Genomic DNA, 22,981 nt, shown 5'->3' with positions numbered 1-22,981 from the left:
CGACACCCCGGGATCACTCCCGGGGCATCAGTCCGTCGATCAGGCTCCGTCGGTAGGCCCGAAGCGCCGGCACCAGCGATATCAGCAGCGCGCACAGCGGCACGGCGCCAAGCAGCCCCCACTCGACGGCGCTGAGCGGACGGAGTGATAGCCGGAGCCCGAGCTGGGCCTCAATCAGCGGCATCATCAGGGTGAGCCCGCCGTAGCTGGCGCCAAGTGCCAGCGCGACGCTGACCATCGCGATCAGGACCGATTCAATACTGAACAACGCCGCAATCAGTCCCGGAGGGGCACCGATGGCGCGAAGGACGGCCATTTCGCGACGGCGATGGGCCTGTGTGGTGAGCAGCACCGCGGTCATGCCCACCAGACTGGTCGCGACCACGAACCCGGTGATGGCCAGCAGTGCGGTCTCAAAACCATCCAGAAGCTGCCATAGGCGGGATAGGGCCACGCCCGGCAGGATCGCCGTGAGCGGCTCATCGTGCCACTGGTTCCAGGTGCGCTGGAGGCGGAAGGTGAGTACCTTGCGCTTGACGCCCACCAGCGCGGCGGTGATCTCACCGGGCGTGAGATCGGCCTGGCGGGCCTGTTCCGCCGAGGTGGTCTGCCCTGGCACCGGGACCCCAGCCTGCCAGCCCAGATGAATGGCCTCTATGGCCTCAAGGCTGACGTACAGAGCGTTGTCGACCGGTGTTCCGGTTGGATCGAGAACGCCGACGACGGTGAAGGGTTTGTCGTCGTGCTCTACGAAGCTGGTGCTGCCTGTGCCGTGCGAGAGAATGATCTCGTCGCCCAGCTGATAGTCATGCTCGCGGGCCACATCCGCCCCGATCACGACGTCGAAAACGTCTGAAAACGGGCGACCGGGTGAGATGGTCAGCTGTTGCGCCTGCCCATATTCAAAGTGCTCGAAAAACCCGGTGGTGGTGCCCACCACCCGGTGGCCTTTGTGGGAGTCGCCCAGGGACATGGGCACCATCCAGTCCACCGCATCGTTCTGGCGGATGGCCTGATACGTTGACCAACGGACGTTGTTGGTGGCGTTGCCCACATGGAACACGGAGTAGAGCAGGAGGTTCAGTGGACTGCTGCGGGCTCCGACAATCAGATCCGTGCCGCTGATGGTGCTGACGAACGATTGCTTCACTTCGGTCCGCAGGTACTGCACACCGAGCAGCAGCGAGACGCTCAGCGTCAGAGTCAGGACCACCAGAGACAGTGTGCCTCGACGATGCCAAAGGCTGGCCAGTGCAAGCCGGATGGTGGTGCGGACCATCATGCGGGCACCTCCTGCCATTGCTGCATGTCATGATGCTGCGAGAAGCGTCTGCCCAGGGCCGGGTCGTGGCTGACAAACACGATGGTGCTGTTGGCCTGGCGGGCCTGGTCCATCAGCAATTCAAGGAACCGGTCGCGATTGTCGGTGTCCAGAGCTGAGGTGGGTTCGTCCGCCAGGATCAGCTCGGGCGCGCCCAGTAATGCCCTCGCGGCCGCTACGCGCTGCTGCTGCCCGACGCTGAGCGCGGTGACCGGTGATCGCCAGAGCGATTCCGGTACGGCGAGCGTCTGGAGCAGGTGCCGGGCGGCGTCATAGAGTGCGTCATGAACGCGTTCGCGGCGGCGTCTCGAGAAGTGTCCGGGCAATTGCACGTTGTCGATCGCGGGCAGGTATGGCACAAGGTTGAACTGCTGAAAGATAATGCCGATGTGATCGGCCCGCAGCCGGTCGCGCTGGCGTCGGGAGCGACTGGAAAAGTGCTGCCCAAGCAATGTGATCTTGCCGCTCTGGGGGACGGTCAGGCCGGCGAGCAGAGCCAGCAGTGTGCTTTTGCCGGAGCCGCTGGCCCCGTGCAGGAAGCCGTGTTCGCCGGCCCGTAACTGCAAGTCAGGGATGTGCCAGGCGGTGGCGTTGCGGGGCCACTGGAAATGCATGTTGTTGATTGTAAGAACAGCGCTTGCCGTCCGGGCATCATCAGGGGTGGTCATCGTTGCCGTTGTCCAATTCATCCAGTCAATTCATCCAGTAAAGGAGCGTGTCATTGAGCCGGAGTCACCGTTTGAGCAGTGCCATCGTACTCGTGGTCCTCTCGTCAATCAGCCTGGCTGTCACCGCAGAACAGTGGCAGGAAATGGAATGGCCGGAGCTGATGCCGCCAGAGGATCTGGAGATGTTGGAAACCATGCCACAGATTGAGCACACCGGCGATGGACCGCCTCAGCTTCCGGACGCCATCATGGAGGGGCGCGTGCGAACGGAACTGGATCAGACGCCCATCCGGATCCCCGGGTTTGTCGTGCCCCTGACCGCCAGCCCGGACCAGACCATCACTGAGTTCTTTCTGGTGCCCTATTACGGGGCGTGTATCCACGTACCGCCACCCCCGCCGAATCAGATCATTCACGTCACCTATGACGATGGATTCCAGATCGAGGCGCTCTATAACCCGATCTGGATTGAGGGCGTGCTGCGCACCGAATCCATGAGCAATGACGTGGCCGAGGCGTCCTATGCGGTCACCGCCGAGTCGATCGAGCCCTACGAAGAGGCCCCGTCACCGTGACAGCGTCAGGGTCGGTCGATCGGTCGTCAGGCTCGCGCCGCCCTGTCCGCTTCCAGAGACCCAGGCCGCCTCAATCACCTCGATTCCCGCAAATTCGGTGAAGAGACCCGTGGTCAGTGTCTGGCCGGCCAGCGGCTCGTCACAGGCGAGCGTCTGCATGACATGGAACTCGCTGTGGCTGGATGCCTCTGCGTGGTCATCGTCGTCATGGTGACTGTGTGCCTCATGGTGGTCTTGCTCTCCGTGATCACCGTGGTCCCCGTGATCGGCCTGATGCGTTTCCGGATCAGCGCGCCCGGCGAGCCGTTCGACGCGACTGTCGGTGATGGCACAGGTATCGCCGCTTCGGTCGAGCAGGGCGTGGTGTTCCAGGTGCCCGGTGGCGTCGGTGATCGCCTGACGTTGCTCAGGCGTGCGCGGATCATGCTCGAAACCGACCAGGTTCATGGCTGGCGACTCAAATCGGATGATTGCGGTGCGCCCCTCAATGGCCACTTCCAGCCGTGCCTTGCCATGCTCATGGGCGCCGGGGTTGCTGGCAGCGGCGGCGAACGCTGCGCTGGTTGTCAGTAAGCCAAGCATGAGAGCAAGGTGGGCACCTGATCGGTTTCGGGTAGACATTGCGAACTCCAGGAAATGTAATAACATTACTATTATGATCGAAACGCGATCGACGTCAAGCGTGGACCGTGGGCGAGGGCGCAGTGCCCACGGTCGCTTACCGATCATGCCTTGTCGGTGTCCGGGCTCCCGGATGCGCCTTTGGCTGGGGTGTTGCCGCCCATGAAATGCGACATCATGTCCAGCGGCAGAGGGAAGACAATGGTAGAGCTGTTGCTGGTGCTCATGTCCGACAGGGTCTGCATGTACCGCAGCTGCATGGAGCCGGATTCCTGGCCCATAACGCGTGCCGCTTCGACGAGCTTTTCAGAGGCCTGCAGTTCGCCCTCGGCGTGAATCACCTTGGCGCGACGTTCCCGCTCGGCCTCGGCCTGCCGGGCGATGGCCCGGATCATGGAGTCATCCAGATCCACGTGCTTGATTTCCACGTTCGCGACCTTGATGCCCCACTCCTCGGTCTGTGTGTCCAGGATTTCCTGAATGTCGTCGTTGAGCCGGTCCCGCTCGGTCAGCATTTCATCCAGGTCGTGTTTGCCGAGCACCGAACGCAGTGTCGTCTGGGCAAGCTGACTGGTGGCCCCAGCAAAGTTCTCCACCCGGATGATGGCCCGTTCCGGGTCGACCACGCGGAAGTACAGCACCGCGTTGACCTTGACGGTGACGTTGTCTCTTGAAATGACATCCTGCTCGGGCACATCGAGTGCAATGACCCGCAGATCGACTCGGGTGAGCTGTTGGATGCCCGGAATCACGATAATCAGGCCCGGTCCTTTGACGCCCTGGAAGCGCCCCAGGAAGAAGACCACGCCGCGCTCGTATTCCGGCAGAATGCGAATGGCCGCGGCCAGTACGATCAGCACCAACACGGTTGGTGCCACATAGGGAATCAGACTGCCAAGCATAAATGCGCCTCCTTTTCGGGACGTTGGGGAACGCTCCGCTGATGATCAGCATGTGTGTTGTGATGGCCGTCCATGATGGCGGCCATGCCGTTGTTACTCACCGTCAGTCGGGGAGACCTGAGCCGTCAGCCCGTCCACCCGGTTCACCCGGACCTGTGCGCCCGCCGCGATCGGCGCATCACTGATGGCATTCCAGCGTTCACCGTGCATCTGGACATGGCCGTGATAGCGGCCATCTCCGGCCTGCTCAAACCCATCCTGAGCCAGCGCGATTTCGCCGGGAATCCGCTCCGGTCCGCCGGCAACGGGGCGTCGGCGCAGTGCCAGGAAGCGGGTGACCACCCACAGCAGGAAAGCGCCCGCCACGGCGGCCGTACCGCCAATCACGGGGAGGGAGACGGCCTGGTGCTGCCCGTCCATAAGTATGACCGATCCCACCACAAAGGCGACCAGTCCCCCGATGCCCAGTATGCCAAAGCTGGGCATGAACGCCTCGGCGACGATGAACGCCAGCCCCAGCAGGATCAGTGCGAGCCCCGCATAGTTGACCGACAGAACCTGGAATGCGAACAGCGCCAGGATCAGGCAGATGGTGCCAATCACCCCTGGCACGAGGCTGCCGGGGTTGGCCAGTTCGAAGATGATGCCGTAAAAGCCGATGATCATCAGGAAGTAGGCGACGTTCGGATCGGTGATCACCGACAGCAGTCGGGTGCGCCAGTCCGGGTCGACACGCTTGACGGTCATGTCGGCGGTGGACAGGGTCTGCTCACCGTCTGACATCACGACCGTGCGGCCATCAATCGCCGTCAACAGCGCGGAGACACTGGGTGCTGTGAGGTCGGCCACATTCATATCGACCGCCTCGGCGGCGCCCAGGTTGACCGCCTTGCGCACCGCCTTCTCCGCCCAGTCGGCGTTGCGACCATGGCGGTTGGCCAGCTCGCGGATGTAGGTGGCGGCGTCTTCCAGCATTTTTTCATCCATGCCCGGCTTTGCCGCCGGTTGGTCGCTGTTGTCCGGTATCTCTGTGCCTTTTCCGTTTTGATCGCCTTCCGGTTCGGTGGCATCCGGCGGTGGGTCCTCGCTGCCTGGCATGCCTCCCATCCGAACGGGTGTGGCCGAGCCGAGTTGGGTGGCAGGGGCCATGGCCGCAATATGACTGGCAAGCAGAATGTACGTGCCGGCGCTGGCGGCCCGGGCGCCGGAGGGAGCCACGTAGGTGGCGACCGGTACCGGGGAGGTGAGAATGCTCTGGATGATGTCGCGGGTTGCCGTCATTAACCCGCCCGGCGTGTCCATCTGGAGGATAACGAGACCGGCGCCCTTTTCCTCGGCGCGCTCCAGGCCACGAAGGAGGTAGTCGGCGGTGGCGGGGGTAATCGCCCCCTCTATCGTGAGCAGATGGGCCTGCCGGTCACTGGAGGGTTGCGCGAGACTCCAGGCCGACAGGATCAGTCCTGTCAGAAGGGTGATGAGCAGACCGGATCGTAGGGATCGGGGCATGCGGCAGCTCCTGTCTCAAAATGCGGAACCCGGCCAGTCCGGCCCATGGTGCATTCGGCAGGGCTGGTCAGGAATCCGTCTGGGTGTCGGCTTTGGCCATGGTCGTGACCTGCTCGCCCACCATCACTGGGACGCCTTCCGCCTGGTCAATGGCCAGCTCTACGGCGGCGCGACGGAATTCAATGTCCGGATGTTTGCCCAGCAGCTTGTCCATCTCGGTCATCACCGACCGCCAGAGGCGATCCTTTTCAGACGCTCCGAGGGATTCACCCGATCGGTGCACTTCCAGCCAGACTTTGCCCTGGGAGATACCCACTTTTACGGGCTGATCGATGAATCGGACCGGTGTCCCTTTAGACACATCATAGATGATGCTGGCGATGTCGTCGTTGTACATCCGGATGCAGCCATGGCTGACCGGCATGCCGACCCCGAACTGCTTGTTGGTGCCATGGATCAGGTAACCATCAGCGGCCAGTTTCATGGCAAAGGGTCCGAGCGGATTGTCGGGGCCAGGCGGGACCATCCGCGGTAGCGGCGTGCCGTCACGGCGGTACTCCGCGCGGATGCTGGCCGGTGGATACCAGGCGGGTGACTCCAGATTCATGGTGACCTGGGTTTCGGTCAGCGGCGATGGCGTCTGGGACTTGCCCACGCCTACTGGAAACGTCCGCACGCCCTGCTCCGTGAAGTAGTAAAGACGGAATTCGGCCAGATTGATCACGATACCCTGTCGGGGGCTGTCCGGCAGCACGTAGCGGGTCGGCAGTGTGATGCGGGTGCCGTCCCCCGGCAGCCACGGATCAACGCCGGGGTTGGCCTGAACGAGTTCCATGAACCCCAGGCTGTGGCTATCGCCGATATCGGCAAAGGTGTCTTCGTACTCGGTCGTCAGCGTCCTTGTCGATCCCGCAAGATCGCCCTGGATGTCGAGTGGGCGGGGCTTGTCAGCCCCGGCCTGCTGCTGGCGTGTCAATCCGTTTTCCACCGGTTCAGCCGCCGTCATCCCAACAACGCTCAGAGCGGTCAGCAGAACGGTGATGCGAAGAACTGTCATTCCAATGCCTCAAGTCCATACCATGCCCGGCTCCGGGCCGACGAGCGATACCGGGTCGGGCCCGGCATGACAGCTCGGCCGAATGGCCGGAGACGCTCTGGAGAATAACATCATCCGGCCCCATGCGGGTATGACAACCCTGTCATCCCGCGGCGTGTCGATAGCCGGTCCCGGTCGGTCACTGGCGAAGTCTGTGGATGGGGACCAGCGCCAGCAGGATGCAGCCGGTCATCAGCCACCAGACCGCGTGGAACGCCTCAACAGTGGGCATGCCGTTGCGCTGATCGCCAAAGGCCAGTGTCAGGGCCGCGGCATTGACGCCGTAGGCGCCCCCGAGCATCCGCATGAAGTTGATGATGCCAGAGCCATGACCGAGTTCCTGTGTGGCCAGCGGGTTGAGTGCGCCCGTGGACAGGGCCGGCAGCATGAAGCCCAGACCGATGCGGCCGATGACGGCCCAGAGCGCCAGCCATCCGAATCCGAGCGCGATGTCCGAGAGCGCGAACAGGCTGGTGGAGACGGCAAAGATCAGAATGCCCGCGACAATCAGGCCGCGCGCCGGCCGACGGTCGGCGAGTCGGCCGGCGACCGGGAACACGATGCCCAGGACAACCCCCGCCGGCAGCATCAGCAAGCCGGCATCGGTTGCGCTGTAGGACAGCGGCGGTGACTGGACAAATAACGGGATCAGGTAGGTTGAACCGAACAGGGCGAGGCCAAGCGCCAGTGCACCCAGGCAGGCGGCGCGGAACGCCGGCTGGGCCATCAACGGCAGATGCATCAGTGGGTGTGTTGCGCGCCTTTCCCGGCGCACGAACAGGGCCAGCGAAAGCAGTGTCAGGACGATTTCGGCCACGATAACCGGCACTTGCTGGCTGCCATGTTGCAGCCGGTTAAGGGCATCCAGCGACAGGGCGATGGTCAGTGACAACCAGAGAAGGCCGGCCCCATCAAACGGGACATGCCGGAGCGGATTGACCGGATGCGGGATGAAGCGCCGGACCATGAACAGCCCCAGGAGCGTGACAGGTGCTGGCGCGAACATCACGAAGCGCCAGTCGAGCTGATCCACCAGAAACCCGCCCAGGACCGGTCCCAGCGCCGGCGCCAGAATCACGCCCATCCCGTAGATGCCCATGGCGCGGCCACGCTGATCCCTGGGGAAAACCCGGAAGACCAGGTACATGGCCATTGGTTGCATGAGACCGGCCATGACCCCCTGTCCGACCCGCGTGAGAATCAGCCAGCCAGGGGACGGTGCCAGACCGCCCGCCACGGAAATCAGTGTGAAAAGGGCCATGGCCGCGCCCAGGGTGCGACGCAGACCGAACCGGTCCAGAAACCATCCGGTGGCCAGCATGCTGGTCGTCATGGCGGCAATGAAGCCGGTTGCGAACCAGTGGGCAATGCCCTGGTGGATGGCAAAATCCGCCATGATGTCGGGCAGTGCCACATTGACAATGGTGGCACTGAGGACGGTGGCCATGGTGCCGAGCATGACGGTGGCCACCGCATACCATCGCCACTGATCGCCGTGGCGCTCCCGCAGGGCATCCAGCGTGAAGTCGGTCAAAACGTCTCCACTTGGTTGGGGGCGGTCGGTGTGACGACTTACTGGTCCGGGTTCTCCTTGATCTTTTCACTGTTGGCGAGGATGCCTTCAAAGACCTCCAGCGCCACGGCGATCTTCTCATCCGGGATGCCGTCCAGCATTTCCTCCCGCATGGCCTGTGCCCGGGTGTTCATGTCGTTCATGAACCGGTGGCCCTCGTCAGTCAGGAACAGCCGGCGGGCCCGCCGGTCGTGCTCGCACGGGCGGCGTTCGATGAGGCCCTGTTTCTCAAGGCTGTCGAGCAGACGGACCAGGGTCGGGTTCTCGATCGCCATCAGATTGGCCAGTTCCCGCTGGGTCAGCCCTTCGCCGCCGCGCTCCAGGTAGAACATGGTGCTCCAGCGGGCCTGGGTAACGCCGAGGTTTTTCAGGCGTTCATCCAGCATTTTACGCCAGCGCCGGGTCACTCGTGCGACGGCGAATGGAAACTGGTCTCTCATGCGGGGATACTCCATTGGAAATCGCGTTAACAGATCGCATCGGCCGCCATCAGTCGTGGACTGACACGCGGTGCGCCATTTGATATGACGCCATAATAGTTTGCTAATTGTTCCAACAGAAACCCGTCAGGTAAAGAGGCCCGAGTGGGTGAAAACCGAAAGTCGCCTGTCAGGACGTGCCTTTTACCCCGGATTTAACGATGTTTAACATTAATGAGGCGTAACCACCGGTTGGCATCAAAGTTGGTAGGATGCCGGAAGATTGAAGGCTGGCCAGGGATTTGGCCGGGTGTGTCCCAACGCGTTATTGAGCAAGATTGCATGATGAAGAAAACAGACTGGCCCATTCGCTGGGATCTGCTGCTGCGCTACCGGCTGATTGAAATCATCGCTCTGTGGGAAGGGCGCCTGACGACCAACCACATCTGCCACGCGTTCGGAATTGGCCGTCAGCAGGCCTCCAAGGACATCAACACCTACCTGCGCGAGGTGGCGCCGGGCAACCTGGCGTATGACCGTCATCGCAAGGGCTATGTGCCGGCGTCTGACTTCCAACCGGCTGTGACGCGTGGCGAGCCCGGAGAGTATGAGGAATTGTTGGGGCGCCACGAGGCCTTGAGTCAGACGTTTGAGTCGCTGGATATTGGCGCGCCTGACACGGGGGTGGTTCCGGTCATCCGCCGACAGGCCCGGCCGGAGATGGTTCGCGGGCTGGTGCGTGCCATCCGGGAGGGTCGCTGCGTGGACCTGCAGGTCGTGTCGCCGGAGTGCCCGAGTGGCTGGTCGGAGCGGTTTGAGCCGCACCATCTGGTGTGCGATCGGGGCAGCTGGCTGGTGCGTGGCTGGAGTCAGGCATCTGACGCCTTCTGTAATCGCCTGGTGCACCGCCTGCGCGGGGAGCCGCGGTTGCTTGCCCGTCGCAGCCAGCACCACAGTGACGACGACGAAAGCTGGCACACACAGGCGCGGCTGGTGATTCGTCCGGCCCGTCACCTGAGCGATGGTGCCCAGTCGGTGATCGCTGACGACTACGGCATGGCAGAGGGCCGGATGGTCCTGGACGTGCGGGCCGCACTGGTGCCCTGGATTCTGGACCAGGCCGGCCTGGCCCATTCTCCAACGCTCGATCTGGAGCTGGAACTGGCGAATACGGAGGAACTGACACCCCTGTTAGGTCAGGAGGAGCTGGCCGGCATCGCCTCGGCGTCCTGAACCTCTGCAAACGTGGGTGTCTCGCAGCGGTGGGGGCTATCGCAGCGAGCGATGCCAGGCGCGGATCTCCTCCGCCCACTGCTCGGCACGGCGTCGGTTGTTGCCAGTGGGCAAGGCGACGCTGTGGTGATCCGGGTCCTCCAGCCGCAGAACCACTTTGTGCTGCCCGCCGCCTTCGTCGATCTCATGGCTTTTCAGGTCCACGCCGAGTAGCTGGTGCGCGTCATAGACCCGGTAGTCCCCGGGCCAGACGATGGCGAAGCGCTTTGTACCCTGTTCGGTCACCAGTGAGATGGCGGACGACCAGTGTTGGTCCGGTCGGAAACCGCTTCGTTTCAGGGCACCCAGCGACTGGTCCTTGCGGCGTTTCTGAATCAGGGCGATGGCAAGGATCGCGGCCAGCCCCAGCGCGATCCAGACGATCATGCCATTCATTGCAATGCCTCCCACCTCTGATGACACTATCGGAAACCCTACCGAAACAGGACCGGCCGCGCGAATGGCTAACAGGACGTCCCTGCTCTTACTGCTGTTGTTCCCCGGCGTCGTTGCGGGCCAGTGTGGCGACCCCGCTACCCCGATTTCGGCCGTTCAGGGGGACGACTGGACCTCGCCGATGGCAGGCGACACCGTGACGGTGGAAGGCATCGTGACGCTGGATGCCCGTGGCAAGACCGGTCTCGGGGGCTTCTACCTGCAATCGGGGGAATCGGGGGCGGATGACGACCCCGCCACGTCAGAGGCGGTGTTCGTCTATACCCGTGACTCGCAGTCCGGCACAGGGCGACGGGCGCGTGTGACTGGCGTGGTCAAGGAATACGAAGGGCTGACCGAGCTGTCACCCGTCCATGATGTGACCGACTGTGGACCGGCGACGCTCCCGGCGCCGGAATCACTGATGACGGCCTGGCCTCTGTCCGGCCGGAACGCCGAGCGGCTGGAAGGCATGCGCGTCGGCTCGGACAGTCCGCTGACCGTGATCGATACCTATCAGCTGGCCCGGTTTGGCACGGTCACACTGGCGTTGGCCCCCCAGTATCAGCCCACCCGAACGCGGTCGCCCGGTCCGGCGGCCCTGGAACTGAAGGCGCGGCAGTCGAAACACCGGCTGCTGTTGGACGATGCCCGGGCGGTCCAGAATCCGGTGATGGTCCACCCGCCCGAAGCGGGCCTGTCAGCCGATCGCACGCTGCGGGCCGGCATGCGGCTGGGCATTGAGTCTGCCGTGCTCGACTATCGCTACGATGAGTGGCGCCTGCAGCCGATGCAGCCACCAAGGGCGCTGGCGGGCAATGAACGACCCAAACCGCCAGGGCCGACGGAGCCGGGGGTCTATCGGCTGGTGTCGTTCAATCTCGGCAACCTGTTCAATGGTGACGGTCAGGGCAGTGGGTTCCCGACAGAGCGAGGGGCGGACACGGCCCGTGAGTGGCAGCGTCAGCGTGCCAAGCTGGTGGCGGCGATTGACCGGCTGGATGCGGATCTTCTCGTGTTGTCGGAAGTGGAAAATGATGGCGCCGGTCGTCATGCGGCACTGGCGGAGCTGGTCCGGCTACTGGACGGAGACTGGCGGTGGGTCCTCCCCGGGCGGGGCGGTCCCGGCACCGATGCGATCCGGGTCGCCCTGGCGTATCGGGCCGATCGGATCAGAACGGTGGGAGAGCCCGAGACCGTCACCGGAGGCCCCTTTGACGCCCTGAGCCGGGTGCCGCTGATTCAGCGTTTCCGGCCGGTCGATAGCGGGCAGCTCTTCCGGGTGGCCGCCAACCACTTCAAGTCGCGCCGCTGCCAGGGGGCGACCGGCACGAACCGGGCGGCTGGCGACGGTCAGGGGTGTTATAGCGCGGCCAGGATGGCCTCGGCGAAACAGCTTGCCAGCGCCCTGTCCAGCTCTGATAGGGCAGTCCCGACCGTTATCGGCGGCGATCTCAACAGCTATGTCCGTGAAGACCCGATCCGGACCTTGCAGGCCGCCGGCTATGGCGTGCCGGTGAACCCGCCGCCGCCCACCTATCGCTATCGGGGCCGCGCCGGCACGCTTGATTACCTGATGATCGATCAGGCTGGCCATTCGCGCGTTGACGATTATGGTGTCTGGGCCATCAATGCGAACGAACCCCGGGCGCTGGACTACAATCTTGAGTACCATCCGAAGGGGCGGGCTGAGCGATTGTTCGAGCCCGGCCCCTGGCGTTCGTCCGACCATGATCCGGTCTATCTGGATCTGCGGCTCCGGCCCTGACCTTGCCGGTTTGCCGAGCCGTCGCCGGGGCCGGTACGTTCAGCCATTCCGGAACATTGCCGGGGCGTTACACTCATTCCGTCTGAACCATTCGCAGGAGCCCTCATGTCCGTGGACACCTCCCTGACCCATACGATTCGCGACACCCTGAAGCAGATGGTCCGCTGGCCGGATCCCTGGCCACTGTTGCGGGCGGGCCATCGGGTTCTGCAACGGGCGCGGCGACGTGAGGATCAGGTCGACGGTCACCGGATCGTCTGGCTGGAACAGGGTCATCCGTCGCCGGATCGGCCGACGGTCGTCCTGCTGCATGGCCTGGCGGCCATGAAGGAGAACTGGGCGCTCTGGCTCCCCATGCTGCCGAAGGACTGGCACGTGCTGGCCGTAGACCTGCCGGCATTTGGCGAAAGCGACTACCAGCCCGGGGCGGATTACGGTTATGTGGCTCAGGCGCGGCGGTTGCTTGACTGGCTGGCGTCGATGGATCTGGGGCCGGTGCATCTGGTCGGCAGCTCCATGGGTGGCGGCATCGCCACCATGATGCGCGGGGAAGCACCGGATCGGGTGGCGTCCCTGTCGGTGCTGAACAGCGCGGCGATTCCCGCCCATGCGGATGTGGACCTCAATGGGACGCCGGACCGGGACGGGTCCCTGATGATGCCCGAGGACTGGCAGGGCGTGTATCGCATGTTCCACGGCGTCGGGGACGGCCGCCCCAACGCCATGAGTCTCGCCATGATGGGCGCGCTGGGCACCGACCTGATGCGACGGTCCGGCCAGAACCGCCATGTTTTCTCCGACCTGTGCGATGATCCCTTTGCCGCCGTCCGGGTTCTGGACCCGGACGTCAGCCCGCTGCTGGTCATGTGGGGCGACCGGGACCGGGTCACGCCGCCTGGTTGTGTGGATCATTTCCGCCACCACACACCACAGGCTGAGATCCATGTCTTCCGGGGCGTGGGGCACCTGCCCATGATTGAGCGTCCGCGCCAGTCCGCGGATGTTCTGATCCGATTCGTGCGTCGGCACCACGCCGGCTGACCGCTCCTCGCTGTTAGAAATTGGCGCACAATAGTGCGCCCAAAAACTGCCAAAGGTCGTCTCGATCCCCGATTGACTTTGCCACTTCTGTATACCGTCACATCGGTCATGGGGTGGACGCTCTGTTCAGTTCATAATCAGTCGACATCACAATAATGACGCTGAAACGGGGAACTATCATGCCGGCCGCTGTGAATCACGTGCGGGACCTGGGATTGCCTGCCATCTACCTGCACACCATCGCCGAATTGCTCCGCGCCCGGGGCGTGGATGACCACGGGCTGCTGACTCAGGTTGGACTGGATCCCGAGCGTCTCAAATCGCGCGACGTCCGGGTCTCCATGTCCCAGGCCAGCGAATTCGTCACGCGGGCTGTCGTGGAGAGTGGCGAGCCGGGACTGGGCATTCTGGTGGCGGGTGAGATGCGCCTGCCACTGCAGGGCTCACTGGGCATCGCTGCAATGAACAGTCGTACGCTGGGTGAAGCGCTGGACGTGATGGTCCGCTTCCTGGCCCTGCGGGCGCCCTACATCCGGGTAACCCGCGAGGACGACGGTAGCCATACCGTTCTGACCGTCGACAGCGAGGTGGATCTGGGGCCGCTGCGCGGATTCATCATGGATGCCATGCTGTTCAGCTGTGTCAATATGGGCACCCAGCTACTGGGCGTTCCGGTTCCTGGCGCGCGGGTCCGTCGTCGTGGTCGCGAGCCGGCGTATTTCCAGCGTTTTCATCATCGGGTGCCGCTGCCGGTCGACTATGAGTCCGACAGCGATGCGATCGTGATCCCCTCTTCCGAACTGGCTACGCCGATCCGGTTCAGCGATGAGCAGGCGGCGGCCGTCTCCCGCGAACAGTGCGAGCAGGCCCTGCGTCAGTTGACCGAGGACGCGGGGTTCCCGGCCCGTGTCCGCCGTGTCATTGAAACCAGCTACCCTTTCCCGCCCAAACTCGGTCGTGTCGCCGGCATTCTCTATGTGTCCGAGCGCACCCTGAAGCGGCGCCTTCAGGAGGAAGACGCCAGCTTCCAGAGCCTGGTGGACGAGGTCCGTCTGGATCGTGCGCGCGGGCTGCTGCGCAATACCTGCATGAGCCTGAGTCAGATTGCGGATGTGCTTGGGTATGCCGATGCGGCCAACTTTACCCGGGCCTTCAAGCGCTGGACCGACCTGAGCCCCAGCGCGTATCGGAGTGGGCAGCGTGCCTTGTCCCGCGCGAGCTGAATCGGCCCTTGTGACACTCTCATCTTTCCCCTTTGGCCATATCGGTGACCGCACGATGTGGTAGAGTTTTTACTCTATTCACGACAAGGGGTGACACCATGAAGCATCTCGAGAACCGCGTGGCGGTGGTGACAGGCGCCGGTTCCGGTATCGGTCGGGCTCTGGCGGAAAAGCTGGCGGAAAAGGGCTGCCAGCTTGCGCTGTCGGATGTGAACGACACCGGGCTGCAGGAAACAGCAAAAGCCTGTGGTACGGCGACCGTGAAAACCTACCACCTGGACGTGTCCGACCGGGACGCGATCTACGCCCATGCCGAGGAAGTGGCGCGGGACTTCGGTCAGGTGAACCTCGTCATCAATAACGCCGGTGTGGCCCTGTCTGCTTCCGTTCGGGAGATGACCGACGAGGACTTCCAGTGGATCATGGACATCGACTTCTGGGGGGTTGCCCATGGGACGCGCGCCTTCCTGCCGCACCTGATCGACTCCGGTGATGGCCACGTGGTCAATGTCTCCAGCGTGTTCGGCCTCATCGGGGTGCCCAAGCAGAGCGCTTACAACTCGGCCAAGTTCGCGGTGCGTGGCTTTACCGAAGCCCTGCGCCAGGAAATGGCCATTGAGGAACAGCCGGTGGCGGTCAGCTGCGTCCACCCTGGTGGCATTCGCACCAACATTGCGCGGTCGGCCCGGATGGGCAAGTCGGAGAATGCCGATGCCCAGCGTGAAGGGTTCGAAAAACTGGCCATGACCACGCCCGAGAAGGCGGCCGAGATCATTATCCGGGGCATTCTCAAGAACGAATCCCGTATCTTGGTTGGTCCGGATGCCTGGGGCATCGATGCGATCAACCGGGCGCTCGGCGCCGGCTACCAGTCTCTGGTGGCCCGATTCTCGAAAAAGAGTCTTTACGGGGCCTGAGCACCGATTGCGACCCGAGGACCGCTCACCGTCAACCTAACCTAACGTGCCCCTCCGGATCATAGGCTGTCCCAGCACAAAAAAAGGGGTGGGTCGTCAAGACCCACCCCTTTTTATTGGAACTGACGGATCAGTTCAGCTTGCGGCGATTGCCATCGCGGTATTCGGGGGCCGCGTAGGCCAGGATGTCCGCCTTGAAGCGTTCGATCAGGGCGCTGTTGTCGTGGTCCCAGGGGTGGAAGCCCGGCTTGAAGTATTCCAGCCAGGTCGGAATCAGGCTGGAGAAAACGCCGTCCACGCCCCACATGCGCCACAGACCCTTGGCGGTGTCCTTCACCGAGAAGCTGCGCTTGTCGTTCCAGATCATGCGCACCGTGAAGTAGGCGGTCATGACGCCGAGCAGCGAGGTGCTGACGATCTGGTAGAAGGAGCGCTCCAGGTAAGTGCCGCCGACCTGCTGGAACACGTCGTAGGTCACCGCCTTGTGCTCGGTTTCCTCAATCGCGTGCCAGACCCACAGCGGGCGCATGGTCTCGTGCATGTCCTCACGCACATCGCTGCGCTCCAGCAGCATGTCCGCCATCATCGCGGTCATGTGTTCCAGGGCGCAGGTGATCGCGAGCTGGTGGCGCTTGGGCAGGCGCTTGGCAAAGCCCTGGAGCAGCAGCCGCAGGTGATGCTCCAGCTCCTCGACCGGCATGTCCTGATCGCGCACGTGCTGGTTCATGGCGACGTGCTCGAGTGAGTGCATGGCTTCCTGCCCGATGAAGCCGGCCACTTCCTTCTTGAGCTTCGGATCATTGATCTGGTCCCGGTAGTAGCGCACCGAATCCACGAAGAACTGCTCCCCCTGCGGGAACAGGACCGACAGCGCGTTCATCATGTGGCTCAGGAACGGGCTGTTGTCCAGCCAGTACTTCGGCACCGTGTTGTCGAACTCAAAGCCCATGCGTTGGGGTTTGATGGTGACGTTTTCCGGTGTCCGCGTGGTTGTCGTATTTTCAGCCGTTGCTGTGCTCATGTTACTCCTCCTGCCTGCCAGTGAGCCGATTTCAGACTCGCATTGGCGGTGTCTCTTGTGTTGGATTTAGTGTCGTCTTTGCAAGCGGGTGGCGCCATGCGCAAAAAGGACTCGGTTCGTGGATATTGGGACAAGCCTGTCCCGGGTTGACTGAGCTGACGGCCCGGGCCGGGCGGAGAACCGAATAGAGCGGGCGGTGGGGTTCTGTTAGCATCATTGCCAGAGGGGACAAAACCTTTGCCCTTTCGGACAAACCACAGAAGGATCGCCAATGGCCAATACCCGTGCGGAACGTGAACGTCAGATGCTGGGCATGTTTCTCGTGCCGGGGGTCTATATGCGTGTAATGGGCGATACGGTTCGCCAGCTCGGCCATGATGACCGGCCACTCTACGAGGGACTGGGGTTCACGCGGGACGACCTGCAGGCCACGGACAGCCGGATATTTGTGACCGATGCGATCCTGATGGCCGAACGCGCGGTGGCCCTTGCCGGCGATCAGGGCCTGAGTTTCGCACTGGCGCGCGAGCTGCGCGTCACGATCCATGGCACCCTGGGGTTTGCGGCCTTGACCAGTCCCACCGTGGAAGGCGCCCTCGACTCGGTCCGTCGCTACCTCCAGCTTCGGGCCCCGTTCCTCAGTGTGATCATCCGCGAGATGGAGCAGGAGACGCTGGTGCAGATGCGCACCGAGTTTGATGTGCCCTCCCTGTATCACTTTCTGGCGGAAACGGTCATGGCGACGCTCGTCATGCTGGCCGAACAGCTGGTGGACCCGGAGGATGCCCGGGCTCACGGCTTTGAGCTGGAGGGTGGCAAGCTGCCCGGCGTCTCGGCGCGTCTGACGTGTGCGGAGCCGCCCTACTACCGTTATTTCGCCGATCAGTTGCCGGTCCGGTTTGAGTACGGACGCGAGACGGAAATGATGATCTTCCCGCGGGACTTTCTGAAGATCCGGATGCGGCTGGCGGATGCGGACGCATCGGAGATGGCCCGCAGCCAGTGTGAGTTCGAACTGCAGAAGGCACTGAAGGAGCAGGGCGACATCGTCATCGCCATCCGCAACATGCTGCAGACGATGCCGGGCCCGCTGCCGTCGCTCGAAGAAATGGCAGAGCGCTTCTTCGTCTCCTCGCGGACGCTCAAGCGTCGCCTGGCGGACCGGGAAACCACCTACCGCGAGATCATGGAAGAAGTCCTCAAGGATCGCGCCATCCAGTTGCTGCGCTACACCAATCAGTCGGTCAGCGAGATCGCCTACGAACTGGGTTATGCCGACCTCTCCAACTTCAGCCGGGCTTTCCGCAAGTGGACCGGCAAATCGGCGAGCGAATTCCGCGAGGACGGCCCCGATCCGGCGCCGGAGCTGGGGCCATAGTGTCTCGTGAGACAAATGTCCCGTCCGCATTACGGAATCGTCAGTTGCGTCCCCGATGGTTATTTGGCCACATAATGCCGTTTTGAATCGCCTCAGGAGAGCGTGAATGCCCCACACCGATACCCACAGCAAACTGTTCGGCTACCTGCTCTGGATTTTCGGCTTTCTTGGCGCCCACCGGTTCTACTACGGCAAGCCGGTGACGGGCACGATCTGGTTCCTGACGTTGGGGCTGCTGTTGATCGGCTGGATTGTGGACCTGTTCCTGATTCCGGGAATGGACGACGAAGCCGACCTGAGATTCCGTGAGGGCGAGACCAGCTACAACATCAGCTGGCTGCTGCTCACCTTTCTGGGGGTCTTTGGTGTGCATCGCATGTACATGGGCAAGTGGATCACCGGCATCATCTACCTGTTCACCGGTGGCCTGTTCCTGCTCGGTGTGCTCTATGACTTCTGGACGCTGAATGATCAGGTGTCGGTGAAGAATGCCGGACAGATGGGTTAGGGCCACGGAAAGACACTGAAAGCACGGAAACGCCCTGCGGGCGAGAATGAGAAAGTTGCAAGTAGCAAGTACATTCGGGCCCAATCGAGTCGTTGAAAAAGTGCCAAGACAGCGCTTGCCCGCGCTTGTGACTTGCCACTTGTCACTCTCTCCTTCCCGCAGCATCGGCCTTAAAACGTGCAGACGTTAAGATCTTAAAGCCTTTTTTCCGTGCTTTCCGTGTCTTTCCGTGGCAGATCACTGAATCCCCGCCGCCTGTTCCAGTTCAGCCAGCCCGTCCTCCAGATGATCCAGCATCCGCTGCAGGCTTGGCAGCGTGCGCCGGCAGCCAATCAGACCGAACTCGACCTGGTCGCAGTAGCTGGTGAGGGTCATGTTCAGGGCCATCCTGTCCATGGCGATCGAGACGGGGTACATGCCCTCCAGTTTCGCGCCATTCCAGTAGCCGGGCTGTTTCGGGCCGGGTACGTTGGAAATCACTACGTTGAAGGTCTGCCATTTGGGGGCCATGCCCGTCAGCAGATGGAATCCGGCCGGTGCCAGCGTCAGTGCGGTGTAGTTGATGATCTCCTCGGAGGACATGCTGGCGTAGCGGTCCTTGGCGGTCTGGATCGACTCGCGGATATGGCCCAGCCGCTGGACCGGGTCCGCCAGATGGGTGCCCAGCGAGGCCAGGATCATCCCCACCTGGTTGCCCGCATCACCGCCACCGGACCGGTTGTGGAGCGACATGGGAATCATCGCGATCAGTGACTGATCGGGCAGGCCGTCCTGATTCATCAGGTATGTGCGCAGGGCGCTGGCGGACATCGCGGTGACGATGTCATTGACGGTGGCGTGGTAGGTGTCGGCCAGCGCCTGGATGCGAGTCAGGCTGAACGACTGGGCGGCAAAGCGGCGCGAGCCGGTGATCGTCTGGTTCAGCAGGCACTGGGGCGCGTGAAACATCGAGTCGTAGTCCGGGTGCTTGCGGGCTTCGTTGATGGTTTTCATCAGCTCCCGTGCGACGGTCGGGATGGTGCCGAGCTGTTTGCCGGACTCGCCCAGCAGCCGACCCATGGCCTGCACCACGGAGGACCGAGATTGGTCAGTGCTGCGTCGGCGACGCTCCGGCAGCGCCCAGAATGGTGCCTGCTGCCGCTCTTCCGGCGATTCGGACACCATCTGCTGCAGCATCTTCATCGCCGAGACGCCATCCACCAGTGAGTGGTGCACTTTGGCGTAGACGGCAAACTGGCGGTCCCGGAGCCCCTCAACCAGGTGGAACTCCCAGAGCGGGCGTTGCCGGTCCATCAGATGGCCATGTTCGGCTGAGACGAACGCCAACAGTTCACGAATTCGCCCGGGCGTCGGCAGGGCCTCGAACCGGAAGTGATGCTCCAGGTCCAGATGCCGGTCTTCGTCCCAGTAGGGCTGCCCGAAGCGCGTCACCAGTCTTTGGTTGAACGGCTGGGAGACTCGGCGCTCTTCCCGGAGTTGGCTGGCGAGCTGTGCAACGTAATCATCCGGCGCCTCTTCCGGAAAGGAAAAGAGCAGGAGGCCTCCGACGTGCATGGGTTGCTGGCGCTTTTCCAGCCACAGAAACAACTGGTCAGCAGGGCTGATGGCTTTCACAGACGACGCATCCTTGTTGTGGTTGTTGGGGGACGGTCGTCAGTGTTGCAGTAAATGGATAATGGGGAAAGCGCCCGTCAGGCGGCGCTGGCGGATTCCGATGCGCTGTCCCGAAGGGACAGCTGCACCTGGTTGCCTTCGGTACGAACCGGGAATACCGGCACCCGGGCCTCCTCCTCCAGACACTCACCCGTGCGCAGGCTGAAATGCTGCTTGTAGAGCGGTGAGGCGACCACCGGTTCGCCGTCGACGTCCCCCACGATGCCCCGGGCAAGCACATCGGCCCTGGCGATGGGATCGAAATGGCCGATGGCGCTCAGCTCCGGTTCGCAGCCCGGGCGCCAGAAGATGGCCACGGGGCCGCGCTCGGTCCAGGCGGCAATGCCGGAATGGGGAATCAGGTCGCTGGTCTGGCAGATAGTCTGCCACTGGTTTGATTGGCTCATGCTCGTTCATCCTGTGTCGTCGCTGGGACGGGGTTGGATCGAGCCCATGGCGGGGAGCCCCTTCACAGACGCGCTGCAAGTACGTCCATGTACGCTCCACTGATGCCGTCCAGGCATCAGAGGGTCTGTGAAGGGGCTCCCCGCCATGGGCGGCGCCCCCGTGGTTCAGGCCACCTCGGTTTCATCCGCCGGCCGGCGCTGGCCGCGCTCGGTGGTCCAGTGCTGGACCGGGTCCTTGCGGTCGTCGTTGACGAACTCGCGGAAACGCTTGCGCTTCTCCGGGTCCTCGACAGCGGCTTTCCACTCGCACTGATAGGTGTCGACGATGCCTTGCATGTGTTCCTCCAGTTCATCGCCGATGCCCAGGCTGTCCTCCAGCACCACCTCCTTGAGGTAGTCCAGACCGCCCTCGAGGTTCTCCATCCAGACGCTGGTGCGTTGCAGCCGGTCGGCGGTGCGGATATAGAATATCAGCAGCCGGTCGATGGTCCGGATGAGCTGTTCGTCGTCCAGGTCCGTAGCGAACAGGTCCGCATGGCGCGGGCGCATGCCGCCATTGCCACAGACGTAGAGGTTCCAGCCGGCCTCGGTGGCGATCACCCCGATGTCCTTGCTCTGGGCCTCGGCGCACTCCCGGGTGCAGCCGGAGACCGCGAACTTGAGCTTGTGGGGTGAACGCAGGCCCTTGTAGCGCTCCTCCAGCCGGATGGCCATGTTGGTGCTGTCCTGTACGCCGTAGCGGCACCAGGTATTGCCCACGCAGGACTTCACGGTACGCATGGACTTGCCGTAGGCGTGTCCGGTCTCGAAGCCGGCGTCGATCAGTTTTTCCCAGATCTCAGGCAACTGGCTCAGGGTGGCGCCGAACAGGTCCACGCGCTGGCCCCCGGTGATCTTGGTGTAGAGGTCGTACTCCTTGGCCACCTCACCCAGCACGATCAGCTTCTCCGGGGTGATCTCACCGCCCGGTACCCGGGGGACAATGGAATAGGTGCCGTTCTTCTGCATGTTGGCCATGAAGGTGTCATTGGTGTCCTGCAACGGCACATGGTCGGTGGCCATGATGTGCTCATTCCAGCAGCTCGCCAGAATGGAGGCCACGGCGGGTTTGCAGATGTCACAGCCATCCCCCCGGCCGTACTGGTTGATCAGCGTGTGGAAGGTGCGGATGCCATTGACCCGGACCAGATGGAACAGCTCCTGGCGGGTGTGAGGGAAGTGCTCGCACAGGTCGCGGTTCACCTCCACGCCGCGTTTTTCCAGCTCCGATTCGACCACATTCTTGAGCAGGCCGACGCAGCCACCACAGCCGGTGCTGGCTTTCGTCTCGGTCTTCACCGCGGCCAGATCCTCGCAGCCGGCATCGATGGCACCACAGACATCGCCTTTGGTGACGTTGTGGCAGGAGCAGATGCCCGCCGTGTCCGGCAGGGCGTCCGGACCCAGCGCCGGCGCGCCGCCCTCACTCTCGGGCAGAATCAGGGCTTCCGGGTGGTCCGGCAGTTCGATTTCGTTGAGGGCGTACTGCAACAGCGTGTCATACGGGCCGTTGTCGCCGACCAGAATGGCACCGAGCAGTGTCTTGCCATCCTCACTGATGACCAGCCGGCCGTAGGTGCCGCCCTGCTCGTCGTTGAACCGGATGTTGCGGGCACCCGGTGTGGCGGCGTGGGCGTCGCCGATGGAGCCCACATCCACCCCCAGCAGCTTGAGCTTGGTGCTCATGTCGGCGCCGGTGAAGGCCGCGTCCTCGTCCTGATTCAGCCGCCCGGCGACCGTCCGGGCCATGGTGTAACCGGGGGCGACCAGGCCGTAGATCGTCTGGTTCCAGAGCGCGCATTCCCCGATCGCGAAAATGGTTGGATCGGAGGTGGTGCAGGTGTCGTCAATCACGATCCCGCCGCGCTCGCCGATTCCCAGGCCGCAGTCCCGGGCGAGCTTGTCCTGCGGACGAATGCCGGCTGAGAAGACGATCAGGTCCGTGTCCAGGTGGGACTCGTCGCTGAAATTCATCCTCAGGCGCGCCTCGTCCCCCGGCACGATGGCCGTGGTGGCTTTTTCGGTGTGGACCTGAACGCCCAGCGCCTCGATCTTGCGTTTGAGCAGGGCGCCGCCATCGGCGTCGAGCTGGACGGGCATCAGGCGCGGTGCGAATTCCACGACGTGGGATTCCAGCCCCAGACTCTTGAGGGCGTTGGCGGCTTCCAGTCCCAGCAGCCCACCGCCAACCACGACGCCCGTGCGTGCCCCCTGGGCGCTGGCGCGAATGGCGTCAAGGTCTTCGAGCGTCCGGTAGACCAGGCAGTGATCCTGATCGTGCCCATCGATGGGCGGCACGAACGGATAGGAACCGGTCGCCAGGACCAGGGCATCGTAGTCGTATGCCCCCTGATCCGTGACAACGCGCTGTCCGTCCCGGCCGATGCGGGTGACCGGCTCGCCGGGGTGGAAGTCCAGCCCCCACTGGTCGTAGTCCGCCCGCGTGGCCATGGCCAGATCCGCGTGGGACGAGCCGTTGAAGTATTCCGACAGGTGGACCCGGTCATAGGCCAGGTGCGGTTCTTCGCCAAACACAGTGACCTGCCAGTCGCTGGCGGCCGGTGTGGCCATGAACTGCTCCAGGAAGTGGTGGCCAACCATGCCGTTGCCGATCACGATGAGTTGTTTCTGAGCCATG

21 protein-coding genes are annotated in these 22,981 nt (G+C 63.2%); 8 read left to right on the top strand and 13 right to left on the bottom strand.

Annotation, left to right across the window (positions count from 1 at the left end; genetic code table 11):
- Positions 1-13: 13 nt before the first annotated feature.
- Together C8D92_RS05245 and C8D92_RS05240 are read right to left on the bottom strand one after the other, a co-directional pair.
- Entirely contained in the window at positions 14-1,282 is a 1,269-nt protein-coding gene (locus C8D92_RS05245) for an ABC transporter permease (protein ID WP_095611432.1), read from the bottom strand.
- Positions 1,279-1,989 carry an ATP-binding cassette domain-containing protein gene (locus C8D92_RS05240; protein ID WP_228151206.1) on the bottom strand — a complete coding sequence of 237 codons (711 nt, stop codon included), beginning with the start codon at positions 1,987-1,989 and terminating at the stop codon, positions 1,279-1,281. The genes C8D92_RS05245 and C8D92_RS05240 overlap by 4 nt, the downstream gene beginning before the upstream one ends.
- Positions 1,990-2,060: 71 nt before the next feature.
- Between C8D92_RS05240 and C8D92_RS05235 the strand changes: the two genes are divergently transcribed.
- Complete coding sequence (locus tag C8D92_RS05235; protein WP_228151204.1) at positions 2,061-2,564, top strand: DUF3299 domain-containing protein; 504 nt, start codon at positions 2,061-2,063, stop codon at positions 2,562-2,564.
- Here C8D92_RS05235 and C8D92_RS05230 read toward each other — a convergent pair.
- The 6 genes from C8D92_RS05230 to C8D92_RS05205 form a co-directional block, all read right to left on the bottom strand.
- Complete coding sequence (locus C8D92_RS05230; RefSeq protein ID WP_165819234.1) at positions 2,556-3,185, bottom strand: ZrgA family zinc uptake protein; 630 nt, start codon at positions 3,183-3,185, stop codon at positions 2,556-2,558. The two genes, C8D92_RS05235 and C8D92_RS05230, sit on opposite strands and share 9 nt — an antisense overlap.
- Before the next feature lie 104 nt (positions 3,186-3,289).
- Entirely contained in the window at positions 3,290-4,087 is a 798-nt protein-coding gene (locus C8D92_RS05225) for a slipin family protein (protein WP_095611429.1), read from the bottom strand.
- 93 nt (positions 4,088-4,180) lie between these two features.
- Entirely contained in the window at positions 4,181-5,593 is a 1,413-nt protein-coding gene (locus tag C8D92_RS05220; protein WP_095611428.1) for an NfeD family protein, read from the bottom strand.
- A gap of 67 nt (positions 5,594-5,660) precedes the next feature.
- Positions 5,661-6,650, bottom strand: coding sequence for a L,D-transpeptidase family protein (locus C8D92_RS05215; RefSeq protein ID WP_095611427.1), 990 nt, complete (start codon positions 6,648-6,650; stop codon positions 5,661-5,663).
- Between the two features lie 178 nt (positions 6,651-6,828).
- Positions 6,829-8,223 (bottom strand): DHA2 family efflux MFS transporter permease subunit, encoded by a 1,395-nt coding sequence (locus C8D92_RS05210; protein ID WP_095611426.1) that lies wholly within the window; start codon positions 8,221-8,223, stop codon positions 6,829-6,831.
- 38 nt (positions 8,224-8,261) lie between these two features.
- The gene (locus C8D92_RS05205) at positions 8,262-8,702 is read right to left on the bottom strand and encodes a MarR family transcriptional regulator (RefSeq protein ID WP_095611425.1); all 441 of its coding nucleotides are present in this window, start codon (positions 8,700-8,702) and stop codon (positions 8,262-8,264) included.
- Between the two features lie 321 nt (positions 8,703-9,023).
- Between C8D92_RS05205 and C8D92_RS05200 the strand changes: the two genes are divergently transcribed.
- Entirely contained in the window at positions 9,024-9,914 is an 891-nt protein-coding gene (locus tag C8D92_RS05200; protein ID WP_095611424.1) for a BrxR family helix-turn-helix transcriptional regulator, read from the top strand.
- Between the two features lie 36 nt (positions 9,915-9,950).
- Here the strand turns inward: C8D92_RS05200 and C8D92_RS05195 are convergent, their stop codons facing one another.
- Positions 9,951-10,349, bottom strand: a complete 399-nt coding sequence (locus tag C8D92_RS05195) for a hypothetical protein (RefSeq protein WP_095611423.1) — start codon at positions 10,347-10,349, stop codon at positions 9,951-9,953.
- Positions 10,350-10,413: 64 nt separating this feature from the next.
- Here C8D92_RS05195 and C8D92_RS05190 point away from each other — a divergent pair, with 64 nt between their 5' ends.
- The 4 genes from C8D92_RS05190 (at position 10,414) to C8D92_RS05175 (ending at position 15,337) form a co-directional block, all read left to right on the top strand.
- Positions 10,414-12,156, top strand: a complete 1,743-nt coding sequence (locus C8D92_RS05190; protein ID WP_165819233.1) for an ExeM/NucH family extracellular endonuclease — start codon at positions 10,414-10,416, stop codon at positions 12,154-12,156.
- Positions 12,157-12,261: 105 nt separating this feature from the next.
- A complete protein-coding gene (locus tag C8D92_RS05185; protein WP_116918645.1) occupies positions 12,262-13,197 on the top strand; it encodes an alpha/beta fold hydrolase in 936 nt (311 codons plus the stop codon).
- Between the two features lie 179 nt (positions 13,198-13,376).
- Complete coding sequence (locus C8D92_RS05180; protein WP_095611420.1) at positions 13,377-14,420, top strand: AraC family transcriptional regulator; 1,044 nt, start codon at positions 13,377-13,379, stop codon at positions 14,418-14,420.
- Positions 14,421-14,518: 98 nt separating this feature from the next.
- Positions 14,519-15,337 (top strand): SDR family NAD(P)-dependent oxidoreductase, encoded by an 819-nt coding sequence (locus C8D92_RS05175; RefSeq protein WP_116918644.1) that lies wholly within the window; start codon positions 14,519-14,521, stop codon positions 15,335-15,337.
- A 130-nt stretch (positions 15,338-15,467) separates the two neighbouring features.
- Here the strand turns inward: C8D92_RS05175 and C8D92_RS05170 are convergent, their stop codons facing one another.
- A complete protein-coding gene (locus C8D92_RS05170; RefSeq protein ID WP_095611418.1) occupies positions 15,468-16,358 on the bottom strand; it encodes a metal-dependent hydrolase in 891 nt (296 codons plus the stop codon).
- 271 nt (positions 16,359-16,629) lie between these two features.
- Here C8D92_RS05170 and C8D92_RS05165 point away from each other — a divergent pair, with 271 nt between their 5' ends.
- Together C8D92_RS05165 and C8D92_RS05160 are read left to right on the top strand one after the other, a co-directional pair.
- Positions 16,630-17,736, top strand: a complete 1,107-nt coding sequence (locus C8D92_RS05165; RefSeq protein ID WP_095611417.1) for a helix-turn-helix transcriptional regulator — start codon at positions 16,630-16,632, stop codon at positions 17,734-17,736.
- Positions 17,737-17,842: 106 nt separating this feature from the next.
- Positions 17,843-18,244 (top strand): NINE protein, encoded by a 402-nt coding sequence (locus C8D92_RS05160; RefSeq protein WP_095611416.1) that lies wholly within the window; start codon positions 17,843-17,845, stop codon positions 18,242-18,244.
- A gap of 237 nt (positions 18,245-18,481) precedes the next feature.
- Here the strand turns inward: C8D92_RS05160 and C8D92_RS05155 are convergent, their stop codons facing one another.
- From C8D92_RS05155 to nirB, 3 genes are all read right to left on the bottom strand, one after another.
- A complete protein-coding gene (locus tag C8D92_RS05155; protein WP_116918643.1) occupies positions 18,482-19,858 on the bottom strand; it encodes a WS/DGAT/MGAT family O-acyltransferase in 1,377 nt (458 codons plus the stop codon).
- A 77-nt stretch (positions 19,859-19,935) separates the two neighbouring features.
- Positions 19,936-20,304, bottom strand: a complete 369-nt coding sequence (gene nirD / locus C8D92_RS05150) for a nitrite reductase small subunit NirD (RefSeq protein WP_116918642.1) — start codon at positions 20,302-20,304, stop codon at positions 19,936-19,938.
- 165 nt (positions 20,305-20,469) lie between these two features.
- Complete coding sequence (gene nirB / locus C8D92_RS05145) at positions 20,470-22,980, bottom strand: nitrite reductase large subunit NirB (RefSeq protein WP_116918641.1); 2,511 nt, start codon at positions 22,978-22,980, stop codon at positions 20,470-20,472.
- Position 22,981 lies beyond the last annotated feature (1 nt).

It is taken from the genome of Tamilnaduibacter salinus (assembly GCF_003096655.1).
In the GTDB taxonomy this organism is placed as follows: domain Bacteria; phylum Pseudomonadota; class Gammaproteobacteria; order Pseudomonadales; family Oleiphilaceae; genus Tamilnaduibacter; species Tamilnaduibacter salinus.
Note: the sequence above shows the minus strand (reverse complement) of the source record. Positions and strands in the feature narration are given on the sequence as shown.